Here is a 16,050-nt window from a genome sequence, read left to right as displayed (position 1 = left end):
GTCGCGGGGGGTCGGGAACCACCGGCGAAACCGTCCTGAGGAATCGCTCCACCGGGGCTCCGGGGGTACGCGTGTTCGGGCCGTGGTCCGGGGGTGTCCGGGGCGTCCGGCATACTCGACGGGTGAGCACCATTCCCGAGATCCGCACCCTGCCCGTGCCCGACGGCCTGGAGGGCGAGCGTGTCGACGCCGCCATCTCCCGCATGTTCGGCTTCTCCCGTACGAAGGCCGCAGAGCTCGCCGCGGCGGGGAAGGTCTCGGTCGACGGCTCGGTGGTCGGCAAGTCCGAGCGGGTGCACGGCGGCGCCTGGATGGAGGTCGAGATGCCGCAGGCCCCCGCGCCCGTGCAGATCGTCGCCGAACCCGTCGAGGGCATGGAGATCGTCCACGACGACGACGACGTGGTCGTGATCGTCAAGCCCGTCGGCGTGGCCGCCCACCCCAGCCCCGGCTGGACCGGCCCGACCGTCATCGGCGGTCTCGCCGCCGCCGGCTACCGGATCTCCACCTCCGGCGCCGCCGAGCGCCAGGGCATCGTGCACCGCCTCGACGTGGGCACCTCGGGCCTGATGGTCGTCGCCAAGTCGGAGTACGCGTACACGTCGCTCAAGCGCCAGTTCAAGGAGCGCACGGTCGACAAGCGCTACCACGCACTCGTGCAGGGCCACCCGGACCCGACGAGCGGCACCATCGACGCGCCCATCGGACGCCACCCGAACCACGACTACAAGTGGGCGGTCACCGCCGAGGGCAAGCCCTCCGTCACGCACTACGACCTGATCGAGGCCTTCCGCGCCGCCTCCCTGCTCGACATCAAGCTGGAGACCGGGCGCACCCACCAGATCCGCGTCCACATGTCGGCCCACCGGCACCCCTGCGTCGGCGACCTGACCTACGGCGCGGACCCCACCCTCTCCAAGCGCCTCGGCCTCACCCGGCAGTGGCTGCACGCGAAGCGGCTCGGCTTCGAGCACCCCGGTGACGGGCAGTGGGTCGAGTTCGAGAGCGGCTACCCCGAGGACCTCCAGCGGGCCCTCGACAAGGTGCGTGAGGAGAGCTACGCGTGACGGGCGCGGACGGGACGGCGGCGGGTTCCGCGGCGACCCCGGGCACCTCGTACGTGGTGCGGGTCGCCGAGGAGGCGACCGACCGCGAGGCCTGCTTCAGGGTCCGCAAGGACGTCTTCGTCGGTGAGCAGGGCGTACCGGAGGACATCGAGTACGACGCGTACGACGCCGGCGCCCTGCATGTGCTGGCGGTCCGCGAGGACGGCGTACCGCTCGGCACCGGGCGGCTCCTGCACGGCGAGGCGGCCGCGGCGAAGACCGGCCGGGACCCGGCCGTGGGTTCCCTCGGACGGCTCGCCGTGACGCGTGAGGCGCGCGGGCTCGGCGTGGGCGCGGCGCTCGTCGGAGCCATCGAGCGGGCCGCACACGCGCGGGGCCTGGCCGCTGTCGACCTGCACGCCCAGACCCACGCCCTCGGCTTCTACGAACGGCTCGGATACGCGGCCTACGGCCCGGAGTTCCCCGACGCCGGAATCCCGCACCGCGCGATGCGCAAGGCCCTGTGAGCGGGGTTTGTCCTAGCGGCATGGCACGCTTGAGGTCCGGATCGACCATGATCGCCTAGACCCCGCCGGAGCGCTGACCGTGGATCAGTTGGCCCTGCTGTTCGTGCTGTTGCTCGGGGCCGTGATCAGCGTCCCGGTGGGAGACCGGCTCGGGCTGCCCTCCCCGGTCCTGATGACGCTGCTCGGCATCGCCCTGGCCCTGCCCGAGTTCGTCCCGAACGTGGACATCCCGCCGGAGCTGATCCTGCCCGCGCTGCTGCCGCCGCTGCTGTACGCGGCGGTGCGGCGGACCTCGTGGAGACAGTTCGCGGCCAACCTGCGGCCGATCTTCCTGCTCGCCGTGGCCCTGGTGTTCGTCACCACGCTCGTCGTGGCGGCCGTAGCCAGCTCCATCGTGCCCGGTCTGCCGATCGCCGCGGCCATCGCGCTCGGCGCGCTCGTGGCACCTCCCGACCCGGTCGCCGCGACCGCCGTCGCCGGCCAGCTCGGCCTGCCCCGCCGGCTGGTGTCGATCCTGGAGGGGGAGGGGCTCTTCAACGACGTGACGGCCATCGTGCTCTACCACGTCGCCATCGCCGCCGCGGTCAGCGGGACCTTCTCGCCCTGGCGGGCCGGCCTGGACCTGGTGCTGTCCGCCGTCGTCGCCGTCGTCATCGGCGTCGCGCTGGGCTGGGCGACGAACAAGCTGATGACCCTGCTCGACGACACCACGCTGCAGATCGGCCTGACCCTGCTGGTGCCGTTCGCCTCGTACGTGCTGGCCGAGGAACTGCACGGCTCCGGCGTGCTCGCCGTGCTCACCACCGCCCTGTTCCTGTCGGAGTACGCCACCGATGCCGACGACGTCATGACCCGGCTCGCCGGTTCGACCGTCTGGGACGTGGTCGACACGCTCGTCACCGGGGTCGCCTTCGGCCTCATCGGGCTCGAACTGCACAACGCGCTCCGCACGGCGGCCGGGCGGTGGGGCGAGATGCTCGGCTGGGCCGGTGCGATCGTGGCCGTGGTCGTGCTGGTCCGCCTCGCCTGGCTGCTCCCCGCGACCTGGCTGACCAAGCGGCTGCACGCCAAGCGGGACTACGACGAGGAGATCCCCACGTCCTGGCGGGAGACCGTGGTCATGTGGTGGGCCGGGATGCGGGGGGTGGCGTCCGTCGCCCTCGCCCTCGCCATCCCGCTGAAGATGGACGACGGGTCACCGTTCCCCGACCGCGACGAGATCGTCTTCATCGCCTTCGGGGTGATCATGGCCACGCTGCTGATCCAGGGGCTCACGCTGCCGTGGCTGGTCAGGAAGCTCGGGGTGCGGGCCGACGAGGACGTCGAGAAGGCGTTCGAGAAGGAGCTGGCGCTGCGGGCCGCGAAGGCGGCGAAGAAGCGGCTCCGGGAGATCGAGGACGCGGAGGAGCTCCCGGAGGAGGTCTCCGAGCAGCTGCTGCGCCGGGCCTTCGAGATCGGGGTGCGGATCAGCCCCGACCTGGGGGACGAGGAGCGGCGCGAGGGGCATGAGAAGCGCGTCCGGCGGATCAAGCGGATGCGGCGCATCCAGGGGGAGATGATGAGCGCGGCGCGGCACGAGGTGCTGTCCGCGCGCAGCGAGCCCGGAGCGGATCCGGAGATCGTGGACCGGGTCCTGCGGCATCTCGACGTCCGCAGCCTGCGCTGACCGGGCAGGACCCCGCACCGCCCTCTCCGGAGGGCTTCCCCGGAGGCTCGTGGACGGGTCCGTACCCCGTCTTTCCCGGACCGGCGCGGGCAGGCCCGGGCGGCCGGCTCCGGACGGGCGGGAACCGCGGCCCGAACAGGTCCGGGCCCGCCCGCGCGGTTCGGTGCGGGCAGGCCCGGACCGGGCTCGCGGAGCGGAGGGGGCGGCGACCCCGGGGGGTCACCCCCGGCCGGGACCCGTCCTGGGCGGCTCCTTGGAGTACGCGTTGGCGAACGAGTACGAGTAGCGGCTGCGGTGCAAGCGGGACGGCACGCCGTCCTCGCGGTCCCCGCCGTCCCGGTCGTCGTGCCCGGCGCGGCGTCCCTGACCGGGCGTGAGCACCGCCTCGGCGGTGTTGACCCGGGGCAGCGCGTAGGGGTGCTGTTCGGTCAGCCAGCGCATCATCTGCTCGCGGACCGTGACCCGTACCGTCCAGATGTCGTCCGCGTCCTTCGCGGTGACCAGGGCGCGGACCTGCAGGGTGTTGGGCGTCGTGTCGGTGACGGCGAGACCGTAGTCGCGGCCGTCCCAGGCCGGGCACTCGCGCAGGATGTCGCGCAGCTTCCCGCGCATCGCCTCCACCGGGGCGGAGTGGTCGAGATGCAGGAACACGATCCCGGTCATCTGCGGAGTGCCGCGGGACCAGTTCTCGAACGGCTTGGACGTGAAGTACGACACCGGCATGGTGATCCGGCGCTCGTCCCAGGTCCGCACCGTGAGGAAGGTGAGGGTGATCTCCTCGACGGTGCCCCACTCACCGTCGACGACCACGGTGTCGCCGAGCCGCACCATGTCGCCGAAGGCGATCTGCAGTCCGGCGAAGAGGTTCGACAGCGTGGACTGGGCGGCGACACCGGCGACGATGCCCAGGATTCCGGCCGAGGCCAGCAGCGAGGCGCCCGCCGCCCGCATCGCGGGGAAGGTCAGCAGCATCGCGGACACGGCGACCACGCCGACGACGGCGGTGACCACGCGCTGGATCAGCGCGACCTGGGTCCGGACCCGGCGCACCCGCGCCGGATCACGGTGCGCGTTCGCGTAACGCGAGTACGAGGTGTCCACGATCGCCGTCGTGATGCTCACGACCAGCCAGGCGGCGGCACCGATGAGGATCAGGGTCAGGGTTCTGCCGATGCCGACGCGGTGCTCCATCAGCAGCTTCGCCTGGTCGAAGGAGCCTCTGAGCAGGGCCGCGAACAGGACCAGCTGGAAGGGGATGCGGCCACGGCGGAGCAGACCCCACAGGGAGGTCTCTCTGTGCCGGTCGTCCACCCGACGCAACAGGAAGTCCACGGACCACCCGATGAGCAGTGCGAGCACGACCGAGCCGCCGACGACGATCACCGGGCGCAGTACGTTCTCCATGCCAAGGAACGTAACCGGCTCGCGGCGTTCATGAACATGTGATCTCCGGGCGAAACGGGGTAGGTCGCGACGGCGGCACCGCGTACGCCGCCTGATCAGCGGTGCCACGACGTCGATGTGACACGGGGCACGGCCTCCGTTCTGGGCTGTCGGTCCCGGCTGGCACCATGGAACCCATGGACATCATGCTTTTCCACTCGACGTACGGTCTGCGCCCCGCGGTGCGCGCGGCGGCGGACCGGCTGCGGGCCGCGGGACACGAGGTGTGGACGCCCGACCTCTTCGAGGGGCGCACCTTCGACACCGTGGAGGAGGGCATGGCCTTCAACGAGGAGATCGGCAAGGTCGAGCTGCTCAAGCGCGCCGTGCTGGCCGCCGCGCCCTACTCCGACCGGGGCCTGGTCTACGCGGGCTTCTCCCTCGGAGCCTCCGTCGCGCAGACGCTGGCCCTCGGCGACGAGAAGGCCCGCGGGCTGCTCCTGCTGCACGGCACGTCGGACATCGCGGAGACCGCTTCGGTGGACGACCTGCCCGTCCAGCTGCATGTAGCCGAGCCCGACCAGTTCGAGACCGACGACTGGCTGAGCGCCTGGTACCTCCAGATGCAGAGAGCCGGCGCCGACGTGGAGGTCTACCGCTACGCGGGCGCCGGCCACCTCTACACCGACCCCGACCTCCCCGACTACGACGCCGAGGCGGCCGAGGCCACCTGGAAGGTGGCACTCGGCTTCATCGACAGTCTGTAGCCGTAGCCGGAGGCGGAGGCGTAGGCGGAGGCGTAGGCAGGGGTCCGCGACCCGGTGCTACACCGGGTCGTAGGTGCGCTCCATCGTCTGGGTGCCGCTGCGGGTGCGGTACGAGCGGGCCCAGGACGAGGTCGCGTTCGGGTTCGTGCGGTCGGAGGTGACGTAGAAGTCCATCTGCGCGCGGGCGGTCGTGATGTCCAGGACGCCGTAGCCGTGGCGGTCGGTGTCGATCCAGTGGACGTGGCGGTTGGCCGCGCGGATGACCGGCGACGCGAGGGCGGAGACGCTGCCCTCCGGGACCTTGACGATGTCGTCGAGGTTGTCGGAGGTCATCGAGGTGACCACGAACTCGGTCGCCGCGGAGGCCGACAGCGGGTAGGTGCCGGCGTCCACCGGCACGTCGTTGGCCCAGGCCATGTGGATGTCGCCGGTCAGGAACACCGTGTTGCGGATCGCATTGAAGCGCAAGTGCGCGAGCAGCTCGCGGCGGTCGTCCGTGTAGCCGTCCCACTGGTCGGTGTTGAGGGCGATGCCCTCCTGCGGCAGTCCGAGCAGCTTGGCGAGCGGCTTGAGCAGATCGGCGGAGAGCGCCCCCACCGCGAACGGCGAGATCATCACGGAGTTGCCGACCAGCCGCCAGGTGGTGTCCGAGGCCTTGAGCCCGGTCTTCAGCCAGTCGAGCTGCGCGCGGCCGGTGATCGTACGGTCCGGGTCGTCGACCGAGCCGCTGGCCGTGGCCGCCTGCTGCGAGCGGAAGGAGCGCAGGTCGAGCAGGGAGAGGTCCGCGAGCTTGCCGAAGCGCAGCCGGCGGTAGGTGGTGCCGGCGATCGCCGGGCGGACCGGCATCCACTCGAAGTACGCCTGCTTGGCGGCGGACTGACGGGCCGACCAGGTGCCCTCGGCGCCCTCGGTGTGATTGACCGCGCCGCCCGACCAGGCGTTGTCGGCGAACTCGTGGTCGTCCCAGATCGCCACGACGGGCGCCTTGTGGTGCAGGGCCTGCAGGTCCGGGTCGGTCTTGTAACGGCCGTGCCGGGTGCGGTAGTCGGCGAGGGTGATGATCTCGTTGGCCGGGGCGTGCGGCCGGACGACCGTGCCCCGGGTGCCATACTCCCCGGACTTGTATTCGTAGATGTAGTCGCCCAGGTGCAGCCAGGCGTCCAGGTCGTTGCGGGCAGCCAGGTGGCGGTACGCCGAGAAGTAGCCCGCCTCCCAGTTGGCGCAGGAGACCACGCCGAAGCGCAGACCGGGGACCGCCGCGTCCGCCGCCGGCGCGGTGCGGGTACGCGCCGCCGGGGAGTCCGTGCCTCCGGAGGAGAACCGGAACCAGTAGTCGGTGGCGGGCCGCAGGCCGCGGATGTCCGCCTTGACGGTGTGGTCGGAGGCGGCCGTCGCGACGGTGGAGCCCTTGGCGACGACCGTGGTGAACGCCTTGTCCGTGGCGACGGTCCAGCTCACCTCGGTGTCCGCGCCGAGCCCGGAGCCCGGTACGGCACCGGACTCGGGGGTCACGCGGGTCCACAGGAGGACGCCGTCGGGCAACGGGTCACCGGAGGCGACGCCGTGCAGGAAGGCGGGGGCCCCGGTCGCGGCCCGCGCGGGCAGCGCGGCGGCGAGCGGAGCGGCGAGGACGGCGGTGGCGGCCGCGGCCTTGACGACCGAACGGCGGCTGGGGGCACGGGAGTCGAGGACGCCCGCGGAGTCGGATGATCTCTGTCGACTGGTCACGGCCGATCAGGTTACCGACCGGTACAGCCAAAAAGCGGGCGAACTTGTGAAAGTTCGCCCGCTCTTCGCCTGCCGGCCGCTCAGATCGCCTGGGTCGCCGGTGTACCTGCCGTCGGTCAGCCCTTGAGAGCCGCTTCCATCGCCTTGGTGTAGTCGGCGACGGACATCGGCGCGGCCTGGCCGTCCGCTCCGGTGAGCTTCTTGCCGTCCATCACCAGGCTCGGGGTGCCGTTCACGTCGTCCTTGTTCGTGTTGAACGTCTCGGACATGGCCAGGCCCCAGGCGTCGTACTTGCCGTCCTTGACGGCACTCTGGAACGCGGTGTTGTTCTTCAGTGCGGCGACCGTGTTCGCGACCTTGATCAAGTAGTCGTCGCTCTTGAACTTGTCGTCCGTCTCGTCGGGGTGGTACTTCGCCGAGTAGAGCGCGGTCTTGTACTCCAGGAAGGCCTCGGGGCTCACGTTCAGCGCGGCGCCCAGGGCGCTCATGGCGTTCTTGGAGCCCTCGCCGCGGGAACCGATCTGGATCTTGCCCTTGTCGTCGGTGTCGCCGTCGAGGAACGTGCCGCCGATGTACTGGATCTTGAACTTGCCGGCGTCGAAGTCCTTCTTCAGGGTCGGGCCGACGGTCTGCTCGAAGGAGGCGCAGATCGGGCAGCGCGGGTCCTCGTACAGCTTCAGGGTCTTCTTGGCGGTGCTCTTGCCGAGAACGACCGTGGTGCCGTTCGTGCCCGTGGTGTTGGCCGGGGCGACGACCTTGTCGCTCGCGACGGCCTCCCACTGGGACGGCTTGTTGTTCTGCACGACCGCGTAGCCGATGCCGCCGGCTATCGCGAGGACCGCGACCAGGGAGCCGGCCACGATCGCCTGGCGCTTGACCTTGTCGCGCTTGGCCTGACGCTCGCGTTCGACGCGCAGGCGCTCGCGGGCCGCCGTCTTCGCCGACTGGCTGTTCCGCTTGCTCATAGTGGTGATCTCCAAGGGGGACGCGCACGTGTCGTACGCGGAATACGTGAGGGGGACTGCCGGCGCCCGGGGGAGCCGTGGCGCGGGGCGGTTGCGGGGAGCCGTCGCTCGGGAGGCGTTCCTCGGGAGCGGTCGCTCAGGCGAGAGCGGCGGCGACGGGCGGTCCGCGTCGGCCCAGGGAGTGCACGAACGGGAGGGTGCGGGCGGCGGTCGTCCGGCGCGGGGCGCGCGGCAGCGGACGGGCCGGGGCGAGCCGGACGGTCACCGCGGCGACCGCGAGCAGCAGCGGCCGGAACGTCGAGGCGGCCACCGCGCGGAGGAGCTGGTCCAGGGCGCGCTCGCCGCGCCGCAGCCAGGCGGCCGCCAGCAAGCCGACGGCGAGGTGCGCGCCGAGCAGCAGCCAGGCGGCGGCCGGGTCGGCGTGCGCGAGCAGGACGCCGGCGTGGTCGGGCGCCCCGCCGGTCACCCGGGAGAGGGGCGTGCCCACGCTGCCGCCGCCGCACAGGACGTCCAGGCCCACGGCGCGCAGGGGACCGGCGACCGGGCCGCCCGCGCTGCCGTAGCAGACGTGCTGGCCCGTGGTGAAGACCGTGTCGGCGGCCAGCTCCAGCGGGATCAGCAGGGCCGCGATCCGGCCGAAGCCGCGCTCGCGGCCCGCCAGCGCGAAGGAGACGGCGAAGACGGCGGCGGCGATCGCGGCCACGGTCGTCAGCGGCAGCGGGGCCCGGGACAGCAGCACGTGCGACGCGGCGGACAGCGTCACGACGACAGCCGTGAACACCGCCGCGCGCACGGCTCTGAGCTGGATCCCGGATATGTCCATAGCGGAGGAGAGTCTCCCACGCGCTGCCGTAAGAGCCCCCTAAAGGGTGCCTGTGCGTTACGGGAGCGTTGTGCTGCGGAGACCCCGCGTGGCCCGCCGGGCTACAGGCCCGGGATCCGTCCGTTGCGGAACAGGTCCACGAAGATCTGGTGGTCGGTGCGCGCCCGGGAGCCGTAGCTGTGGGCGAAGTCGACCAGGAGACCGGCGAAGCCCTCCTCGTCACCGGCGATCGCGGCGTCGATGGCGCGCTCGGTGGAGAACGGGACCAGCTCCGAGTGGCCGCTGTCGTCGTCCGCCGCCGCGTGCATCGCCGCGGTGGCCCGGCCGAGGTCCGCGACGACCGAGGCGATCTCCTCGGGGTCGTCGAGGTCGCTCCAGTCGAGGTCCACCGCGTACGGCGAGACCTCGGCGACGAGCTGGCCCGCGCCGTCCAGCTCGGTCCAGCCGAGCCACGGGTCGGCGTGCGCCTGGAGGGCACGCTGCGAGATCACCGTGCGGTGGCCCTCGTGCTGGAAGTAGCCGCGCACCGCGGGGTCCGTGATGTGCCGGGAGACGGCCGGGGTCTGGGCCTGCTTGATGTAGATCACCACGTCGTTCTCCAGGGCGTCGCTGTTGCCCTCCAGGAGGATGTTGTACGACGGGAGGCCGGCCGAGCCGATGCCGATGCCGCGGCGGCCCACGACGTCCTTCACCCGGTAGGAGTCGGGGCGGGTGAGCGAGGACTCCGGGAGGGTCTCCAGATAGCCGTCGAAGGCGGCCAGGACCTTGTAGCGGGTGGCCGCGTCCAGCTCGATGGAGCCGCCGCCCGGGGCGAAGCGGCGCTCGAAGTCACGGATCTCGGTCATCGAGTCGAGCAGTCCGAAGCGGGTGAGGGAGCGGGCCACACGCAGCGCGCCCAGCAGCGGGCCGTCGGCGGTGTCCAGCGTGAAGGGGGGGACCTCGTCGTTCTTGGCGCCCGTCGCGAGGGCGTGGATGCGCTCGCGGTAGGCACCCGCGTAGATCCGGACCAGCTCGGTGATCTGGTCGTCGCTGAGCGCCTTCGCGTAGCTGATCAGGGCCACGGAGGCGGCGAAGCGCTTGAGGTCCCAGGTGAAGGGGCCGACGTAGGCCTCGTCGAAGTCGTTCACGTTGAAGATCAGGCGGCCCTGGGCGTCCATGTAGGTGCCGAAGTTCTCCGCGTGCAGGTCGCCGTGGATCCACACGCGCGAGGTGCGCTCGTCCAGGTACGGGCCGCCGCGCTTGTCCTGTTCGAGGTCGTGGTAGAACAGGCCGGCCGTGCCCCGGTAGAAGGCGAAGGCGGACGCTGCCATCTTGCGGAACTTCACGCGGAACGCGGCCGGGTCGGCGGCCAGGAGCTCGCCGAAGGCGGTGTCGAATACGGCGAGGATCTGCTCGCCGCGTTGCTCGTCGCTGAGCTGCGGGACCGACATCGCTGGGTGCCTCCTGGTGCAGGTGGTGCGGGACATGAGGGAGCGGACGCGCCGCACCCGGGACAAGGGTGTCCGTCCACTTCCAACGGACGAAGATACGCCGGAGTGCCCGGCCTCCGGCGGCGAACGCACACCCCCGGGCCCGGGGCCCCGCCTGAAGGTACGGGTGATGCTCCGCGGAGTGTCAGTCGGGCGTCATAGACTTCGACGCTGACCCCCCAGACTGTCCGCAGCCTGTCGCCGATCGTTCTTCTTGGAGGCCGCAACCGTGTCGAAGCCGCCGTTCACGCACCTGCACGTCCACACCCAGTACTCGCTGCTGGACGGTGCCGCGCGGCTCAAGGACATGTTCGACGCGTGCAACGACATGGGCATGACCCATATCGCGATGAGCGACCACGGCAACCTGCACGGGGCCTACGACTTCTTCCACACGGCCAAGAAGGCGGGCGTCACACCGATCATCGGCATCGAGGCGTACGTCGCGCCCGAGTCCCGGCGCAACAAGCGCAAGATCCAGTGGGGCCAGCCGCACCAGAAGCGCGACGACGTGTCCGGTTCGGGTGGTTACACGCACAAGACGATCTGGGCGGCGAACCGGACGGGCCTGCACAACCTCTTCAAGCTCTCCTCGGACGCGTACGCCGAGGGCTGGCTCCAGAAGTGGCCCCGGATGGACAAGGAGACGATCTCCCAGTGGTCCGAGGGACTCATCGCCTCCACCGGCTGCCCCTCCGGCGAGCTGCAGACCCGGCTGCGCCTCGGCCAGTTCGACGAGGCCCTGAAGTCGGCCGCCGAGTACCAGGACATCTTCGGCAAGGACCGCTACTTCCTGGAGCTGATGGACCACGGCATCGAGATCGAGCGCCGGGTCCGTGACGGGCTCCTGGAGATCGGCAGGAAGCTCGGCATCCCGCCCCTGGTGACGAACGACTCGCACTACACGTACGCGCACGAGGCGACCGCGCACGACGCCCTGCTGTGCATCCAGACCGGCAAGAACCTCTCCGACCCGGACCGCTTCCGCTTCGACGGCACCGGCTACTACCTGAAGTCGACGGACGAGATGTACGCCGTCGACTCCTCGGACGCCTGGCAGCAGGGCTGCGCCAACACCCTCCTGGTCGCCGAGCAGATCGACACGAGCGGCATGTTCGAGGCGAAGAACCTCATGCCGAAGTTCGACATCCCCGAGGGCTTCACCGAGATCACGTGGTTCAAGGAGGAAGTCCGGCTCGGCATGGAGCGGCGCTTCCCCGGCGGCGTCCCCGACGACCGCCAGAAGCAGGTCGAGTACGAGATGGACGTCATCATCCAGATGGGGTTCCCGGGGTACTTCCTCGTCGTCGCCGACTTCATCATGTGGGCCAAGAACCAGGGCATCGCGGTGGGCCCGGGCCGTGGCTCGGCGGCCGGTTCGATCGTCGCCTACGCCATGGGCATCACCGACCTCGACCCGATCCCGCACGGCCTGATCTTCGAGCGGTTCCTGAACCCCGAGCGCGTCTCCATGCCCGACGTCGACATCGACTTCGACGAACGTCGGCGCGTCGAGGTGATCCGGTACGTGACCGAGAAGTACGGCGCCGACAAGGTCGCCATGATCGGCACGTACGGCAAGATCAAGGCGAAGAACGCCATCAAGGACTCCGCGCGCGTGCTGGGCTACCCGTACGCGATGGGCGACCGGCTCACCAAGGCGATGCCCGCCGACGTCCTCGGCAAGGGCATCGACCTCAACGGCATCACCGACTCCTCGCACCCCCGGTACGGCGAGGCGGGCGAGATCCGCGCGATGTACGAGAACGAGCCGGACGTCAAGAAGGTCATCGACACCGCCAAGGGCGTCGAGGGCCTGGTCCGGCAGATGGGCGTGCACGCGGCCGGCGTGATCATGTCCAGCGAGCCCATCGTCGACCACGCCCCGATCTGGGTGCGGCACACCGACGGCGTGACCATCACGCAGTGGGACTACCCCCAGTGCGAGTCGCTGGGCCTGCTGAAGATGGACTTCCTCGGCCTGCGCAACCTCACGATCATGGACGACGCCATCAAGATGGTGAAGGCCAACAAGGGCATCGACCTGGAGATGCTCGCCCTGCCGCTGGACGATCCCAAGACCTTCGAACTGCTCTGCCGCGGTGACACCCTCGGTGTCTTCCAGTTCGACGGCGGTCCGATGCGCTCGCTGCTCCGCCAGATGCAGCCCGACAACTTCGAGGACATCTCCGCCGTCTCGGCCCTCTACCGGCCGGGCCCGATGGGCATGAACTCGCACATCAACTACGCGGAGCGCAAGAACGGCCGCCAGGAGATCACGCCGATCCACAAGGAGCTGGAGGAGCCGCTCCAGGAGGTCCTCGCGGTCACCTACGGCCTGATCGTCTACCAGGAGCAGGTCCAGAAGGCCGCCCAGATCATCGCCGGGTACTCGCTCGGCGAGGCCGACATCCTGCGCCGCGTGATGGGCAAGAAGAAGGCCGACGAGCTGGCGAAGAACTTCGTCCTCTTCCAGGCGGGCGCCCGCGAGAACAACTACAGCGACGAGGCGATCCAGGCCCTGTGGGACGTGCTGGTCCCCTTCGCCGGCTACGCCTTCAACAAGGCGCACTCCGCCGCGTACGGACTCGTCTCGTACTGGACCGGCTACCTGAAGGCGAACTACCCCGCCGAGTACATGGCGGCGCTGCTCACCTCGGTCAAGGACGACAAGGACAAGTCGGCCGTCTACCTCAACGAGTGCCGGCGCATGGGCATCAAGGTGCTGCCGCCCAACGTGAACGAGTCCGAGCAGAACTTCGCCGCCCAGGGCGACGACGTGATCCTCTTCGGCCTCTCCGCCGTCCGCAACGTCGGCACGAACGTGGTGGAGTCGATCATCCGCAGCCGCAAGGCCAAGGGGAAGTACGGCTCCTTCCCCGACTACCTCGACAAGGTCGAGGCCGTCGCCTGCAACAAGCGCACCACGGAGTCGCTGATCAAGGCGGGCGCCTTCGACACGATGGGGCACACCCGCAAGGGCCTCACCGCGCAGTTCGAGCCGATGATCGACAACGTGGTGGCGGTCAAGCGCAAGGAGGCCGAGGGCCAGTTCGACCTCTTCGGCGGCATGGGCGACGAGGCCACCAGTGAGCCCGGCTTCGGACTCGACGTCGAGTTCACCACCGACGAGTGGGACAAGGTCTATCTGCTCGCCCAGGAGCGGGAGATGCTCGGCCTGTACGTCTCCGACCACCCGCTCTTCGGCCTGGAGCACGTCCTGTCGGACAAGGCGGACGCCGGCATCTCGCAGCTGACCGGCGGCGAGCACGGGGACGGCGCGGTGGTGACCATCGGCGGCATCATCTCGGGCCTCCAGCGCAAGATGACCAAGCAGGGCAACGCGTGGGCGATCGCCACCGTCGAGGACCTCGCCGGTTCCATCGAGTGCATGTTCTTCCCCGCGACCTACCAGCTGGTCTCGACCCAACTCGTCGAGGACGCCGTGGTCTTCGTCAAGGGACGCCTCGACAAGCGCGAGGACGTGCCGCGCCTGGTCGCGATGGAACTCCAGGTCCCCGACCTGTCCAACGCCGGGACCAACGCGCCCGTGATCCTCACCATCCCCGCGCTGAAGGTCACTCCGCCCATGGTCAGCAGGCTCGGCGAGATCCTCAGCCACCACAAGGGCGAGAGCGAGGTCCGCATCAAGCTCCAGGGCCCGCGCAAGACCACGGTGCTGCGGCTCGACCGGCACCGGGTGAAGCCCGACCCGGCGCTCTTCGGCGACCTGAAGGTGCTGCTCGGCCCGTCCTGCCTGGCGGGCTGAGCGCCCACCGGCCCCCGCGGCGGCCGGACCAAGTGACCTGCGCGAGGGGCGCATCCGCATGCGGATGCGCCCCTCGGGTCATACCCGGGCTCGATCACCCGGTGGGTCTTGCCACGGACCCTGGACCTCAACGGCCCACGCAGCGACCTCAGTTGTGGCCGAAGCGCTTCTGATGCTTACGGGCGACATCGGCGGGGCTGCCCTGCGCCTGCGATATCGGCGACTGCGCTTCGGTCGACGACCGCTGCGCCTGCTCCTGCGCACGCTCGGCCTGCGAGGAGCGGTCCTGCTGCCCGCCCTGCTTGCGGTTCTTGTTCTTCGCCATGGTGATCAGCCTCCTGAGGGGGATGTAGGGGCCAGGGCCGCGACCAGATTCACATAGGCTGGCAAGTGGCGCATTTCGTAGAATTACCGTGCGTAATAAGCCCTGTCGGTACGTGCTCGCCCGATCCGCCACGCCGAAGATCGAGTTCCGGCCGTTAACCTCCGCACGGTCGGGCAGACTCCAAGGAAGCCCGAAGCAAACCTCCCGGAAAGAGGGTGGACCGCGTGGACCGCTGCATCGTCCTGGTGGACGCCGGGTATCTGCTCGGGGCTGCTGCCAGCCTTCTCGCCGGGGAGCCCTCGCGCTCCCGGATCACGGTCGACCACGCCGCCCTCATCCAGGGCCTGCGCGAGCGCGCCGAGTCCGACACCGAGCGGCCGTTGCTGCGCATCTACTGGTTCGACGGCGCCCCCGACCGCGTACCGCAGCCGGAGCACCGCAGATTGCGGGTGATGCCCAGGGTGACCGTGCGCCTGGGCGCGCTGACCCGCAGCGACGGACGCTGGGCGCAGAAGGGCGTGGACGCCGCGATGCACGCCGAACTGACCGAGCTGGCCCGCAACCGCGCCTGCTCCGACGTGGTCCTGGTGACCGGCGACGGGGATCTGCTGCCGGGCATGATGGCCGCCAAGGAGCACGGCGTCGCCGTACACCTGTGGGCCGTGCAGGCCGCTGACGGTGACTACAACCAGTCCGAGGACCTGGTGGCCGAGGCGGACGAGCGGCGGGTCCTCGACCGTGTGTGGATCACCAAGGCGGTCCGTGCGAAGGACTTCGGCGGAGTGTGCGCGCCGCCGCCGGTGCCGCGCCCGGAGATCGCCGCGATCCTCTCCGCGCCGCTCCCCGAGTCGGCCCTCGCGGCGGCGGCCGAGCACTCCGCGCCTGAGCCCGAGCACCATCAGGCCGCCGAATCGCAGAACGGCGTCCAGGAGCGCGTGCCCGCCCCCAAGGGCGTGCCGACCCCCAAGGACCTGGCCGCGCTGCGCGGACCGGGCACCCAGGCCGCCCAGCACCCCACGAACGCCACCCTGCGCTGGTCCTCGGACAAGGGCTGGGTCGACCGGCCCGGGGGAGTGGCGGAGCCGGCCGAGGCCGCCGCGCTGCCCACCCTCGCGCAGCTCACCTCGGCCGAGCAGCGCTGGGCGGACCGCGAGGAGGACATCACCACCGTCGGCGGCGATCCGTACGAGGTCGGTCAGGTCTTCGCCCGCCGCTGGATGGCGCGTCTCACCGACGCGGGCCATCTGCAGAAGCTGTCGGCGATGTACCCCCGCGTCCCGCACCGGGTCGACGGCGAACTGCTGCGTTACGCCGCCCGGTTCGGCCTGCTCGCGCACAAGGACGACCAGATCGACGAGCACGACCGGTACGCGATCCGGGCCGGCTTCTGGCGTGAGATCGACGTGCGCACGACCGCCGAGCACGCGCCCGCAGGGGAGTGATCGCAAGCCTTCGGAGAGGGCGCGCGAGGGCCCTCTCGGGGGTCCTGCAACGGCCCCGGGCGCATAACGGGGCATCGGACCCCGTACTCTCGTCCTTCGTGAGTACGCGCACGGCACAGGCGGTCCGGATGGGGCACAGG

Annotated in this window: 12 protein-coding genes; 6 read left to right on the top strand and 6 right to left on the bottom strand. The window is 70.5% G+C overall.

All coding sequences use genetic code 11. The features are described from left to right. The first annotated feature begins 122 nt into the window (after positions 1-122). From B0675_RS00375 to B0675_RS00365, 3 genes are all read left to right on the top strand, one after another. Positions 123-1,067, top strand: a complete 945-nt coding sequence (locus B0675_RS00375; protein ID WP_081216723.1) for an RluA family pseudouridine synthase — start codon at positions 123-125, stop codon at positions 1,065-1,067. Continuing rightward, the gene (locus B0675_RS00370) at positions 1,064-1,573 is read left to right on the top strand and encodes a GNAT family N-acetyltransferase (RefSeq protein ID WP_081216722.1); all 510 of its coding nucleotides are present in this window, start codon (positions 1,064-1,066) and stop codon (positions 1,571-1,573) included. The genes B0675_RS00375 and B0675_RS00370 overlap by 4 nt, the downstream gene beginning before the upstream one ends. Positions 1,574-1,652: 79 nt before the next feature. Then, a complete protein-coding gene (locus B0675_RS00365; protein WP_081216721.1) occupies positions 1,653-3,239 on the top strand; it encodes a Na+/H+ antiporter in 1,587 nt (528 codons plus the stop codon). Positions 3,240-3,458: 219 nt separating this feature from the next. Here B0675_RS00365 and B0675_RS00360 read toward each other — a convergent pair whose 3' ends face one another. Continuing rightward, on the bottom strand, positions 3,459-4,643 hold the full coding sequence (locus B0675_RS00360) for a mechanosensitive ion channel domain-containing protein (RefSeq protein WP_107482525.1): 1,185 nt from the start codon (positions 4,641-4,643) through the stop codon (positions 3,459-3,461). Between the two features lie 176 nt (positions 4,644-4,819). Between B0675_RS00360 and B0675_RS00355 the strand changes: the two genes are divergently transcribed. Then, a complete protein-coding gene (locus B0675_RS00355; RefSeq protein ID WP_081216720.1) occupies positions 4,820-5,389 on the top strand; it encodes a dienelactone hydrolase family protein in 570 nt (189 codons plus the stop codon). A gap of 57 nt (positions 5,390-5,446) precedes the next feature. Here B0675_RS00355 and B0675_RS00350 read toward each other — a convergent pair whose 3' ends face one another. The 4 genes from B0675_RS00350 to B0675_RS00335 form a co-directional block, all read right to left on the bottom strand. Further along, complete coding sequence (locus B0675_RS00350) at positions 5,447-7,117, bottom strand: alkaline phosphatase D family protein (protein ID WP_081216719.1); 1,671 nt, start codon at positions 7,115-7,117, stop codon at positions 5,447-5,449. Between the two features lie 116 nt (positions 7,118-7,233). After that, positions 7,234-8,082 carry a thioredoxin domain-containing protein gene (locus B0675_RS00345; protein WP_081216718.1) on the bottom strand — a complete coding sequence of 283 codons (849 nt, stop codon included), beginning with the start codon at positions 8,080-8,082 and terminating at the stop codon, positions 7,234-7,236. A gap of 136 nt (positions 8,083-8,218) precedes the next feature. Further along, a complete protein-coding gene (locus tag B0675_RS00340; protein WP_081216717.1) occupies positions 8,219-8,905 on the bottom strand; it encodes a hypothetical protein in 687 nt (228 codons plus the stop codon). A gap of 101 nt (positions 8,906-9,006) precedes the next feature. Next, complete coding sequence (locus B0675_RS00335; protein ID WP_081216716.1) at positions 9,007-10,335, bottom strand: DUF2252 domain-containing protein; 1,329 nt, start codon at positions 10,333-10,335, stop codon at positions 9,007-9,009. A 268-nt stretch (positions 10,336-10,603) separates the two neighbouring features. Between B0675_RS00335 and dnaE the strand changes: the two genes are divergently transcribed. Then, positions 10,604-14,143, top strand: coding sequence for a DNA polymerase III subunit alpha (gene dnaE, locus B0675_RS00330; protein WP_081216715.1), 3,540 nt, complete (start codon positions 10,604-10,606; stop codon positions 14,141-14,143). Positions 14,144-14,291: 148 nt separating this feature from the next. Here dnaE and B0675_RS41220 read toward each other — a convergent pair whose 3' ends face one another. Beyond that, positions 14,292-14,468, bottom strand: a complete 177-nt coding sequence (locus tag B0675_RS41220; RefSeq protein ID WP_179165207.1) for a hypothetical protein — start codon at positions 14,466-14,468, stop codon at positions 14,292-14,294. 224 nt (positions 14,469-14,692) lie between these two features. Here B0675_RS41220 and B0675_RS00325 point away from each other — a divergent pair, with 224 nt between their 5' ends. Further along, positions 14,693-15,910, top strand: coding sequence for an NYN domain-containing protein (locus B0675_RS00325; protein WP_081221504.1), 1,218 nt, complete (start codon positions 14,693-14,695; stop codon positions 15,908-15,910). Positions 15,911-16,050 lie beyond the last annotated feature (140 nt).

The organism is Streptomyces sp. M41(2017) (assembly GCF_002078175.1).
Classification (GTDB): Bacteria; Actinomycetota; Actinomycetes; order Streptomycetales; family Streptomycetaceae; genus Streptomyces.
The sequence above is the reverse complement of the archived record's forward strand: the minus strand, read 5'-3'. Positions and strand labels throughout refer to the sequence as shown.

What these genes read in the sequence shown, in the direction of transcription:
- B0675_RS00360 (WP_107482525.1), bottom strand. Translation starts at nt 4,643, where the DNA reads ATGGAGAACGTACTGCGCCCGGTGATCGTCGTCGGCGGCTCGGTCGTG.
- B0675_RS00355 (WP_081216720.1), top strand. Translation starts at nt 4,820, where the DNA reads ATGGACATCATGCTTTTCCACTCGACGTACGGTCTGCGCCCCGCGGTG.
- B0675_RS00345 (WP_081216718.1), bottom strand. Translation starts at nt 8,082, where the DNA reads ATGAGCAAGCGGAACAGCCAGTCGGCGAAGACGGCGGCCCGCGAGCGC.
- B0675_RS00340 (WP_081216717.1), bottom strand. Translation starts at nt 8,905, where the DNA reads ATGGACATATCCGGGATCCAGCTCAGAGCCGTGCGCGCGGCGGTGTTC.
- B0675_RS00335 (WP_081216716.1), bottom strand. Translation starts at nt 10,335, where the DNA reads ATGTCGGTCCCGCAGCTCAGCGACGAGCAACGCGGCGAGCAGATCCTC.
- B0675_RS41220 (WP_179165207.1), bottom strand. Translation starts at nt 14,468, where the DNA reads ATGGCGAAGAACAAGAACCGCAAGCAGGGCGGGCAGCAGGACCGCTCC.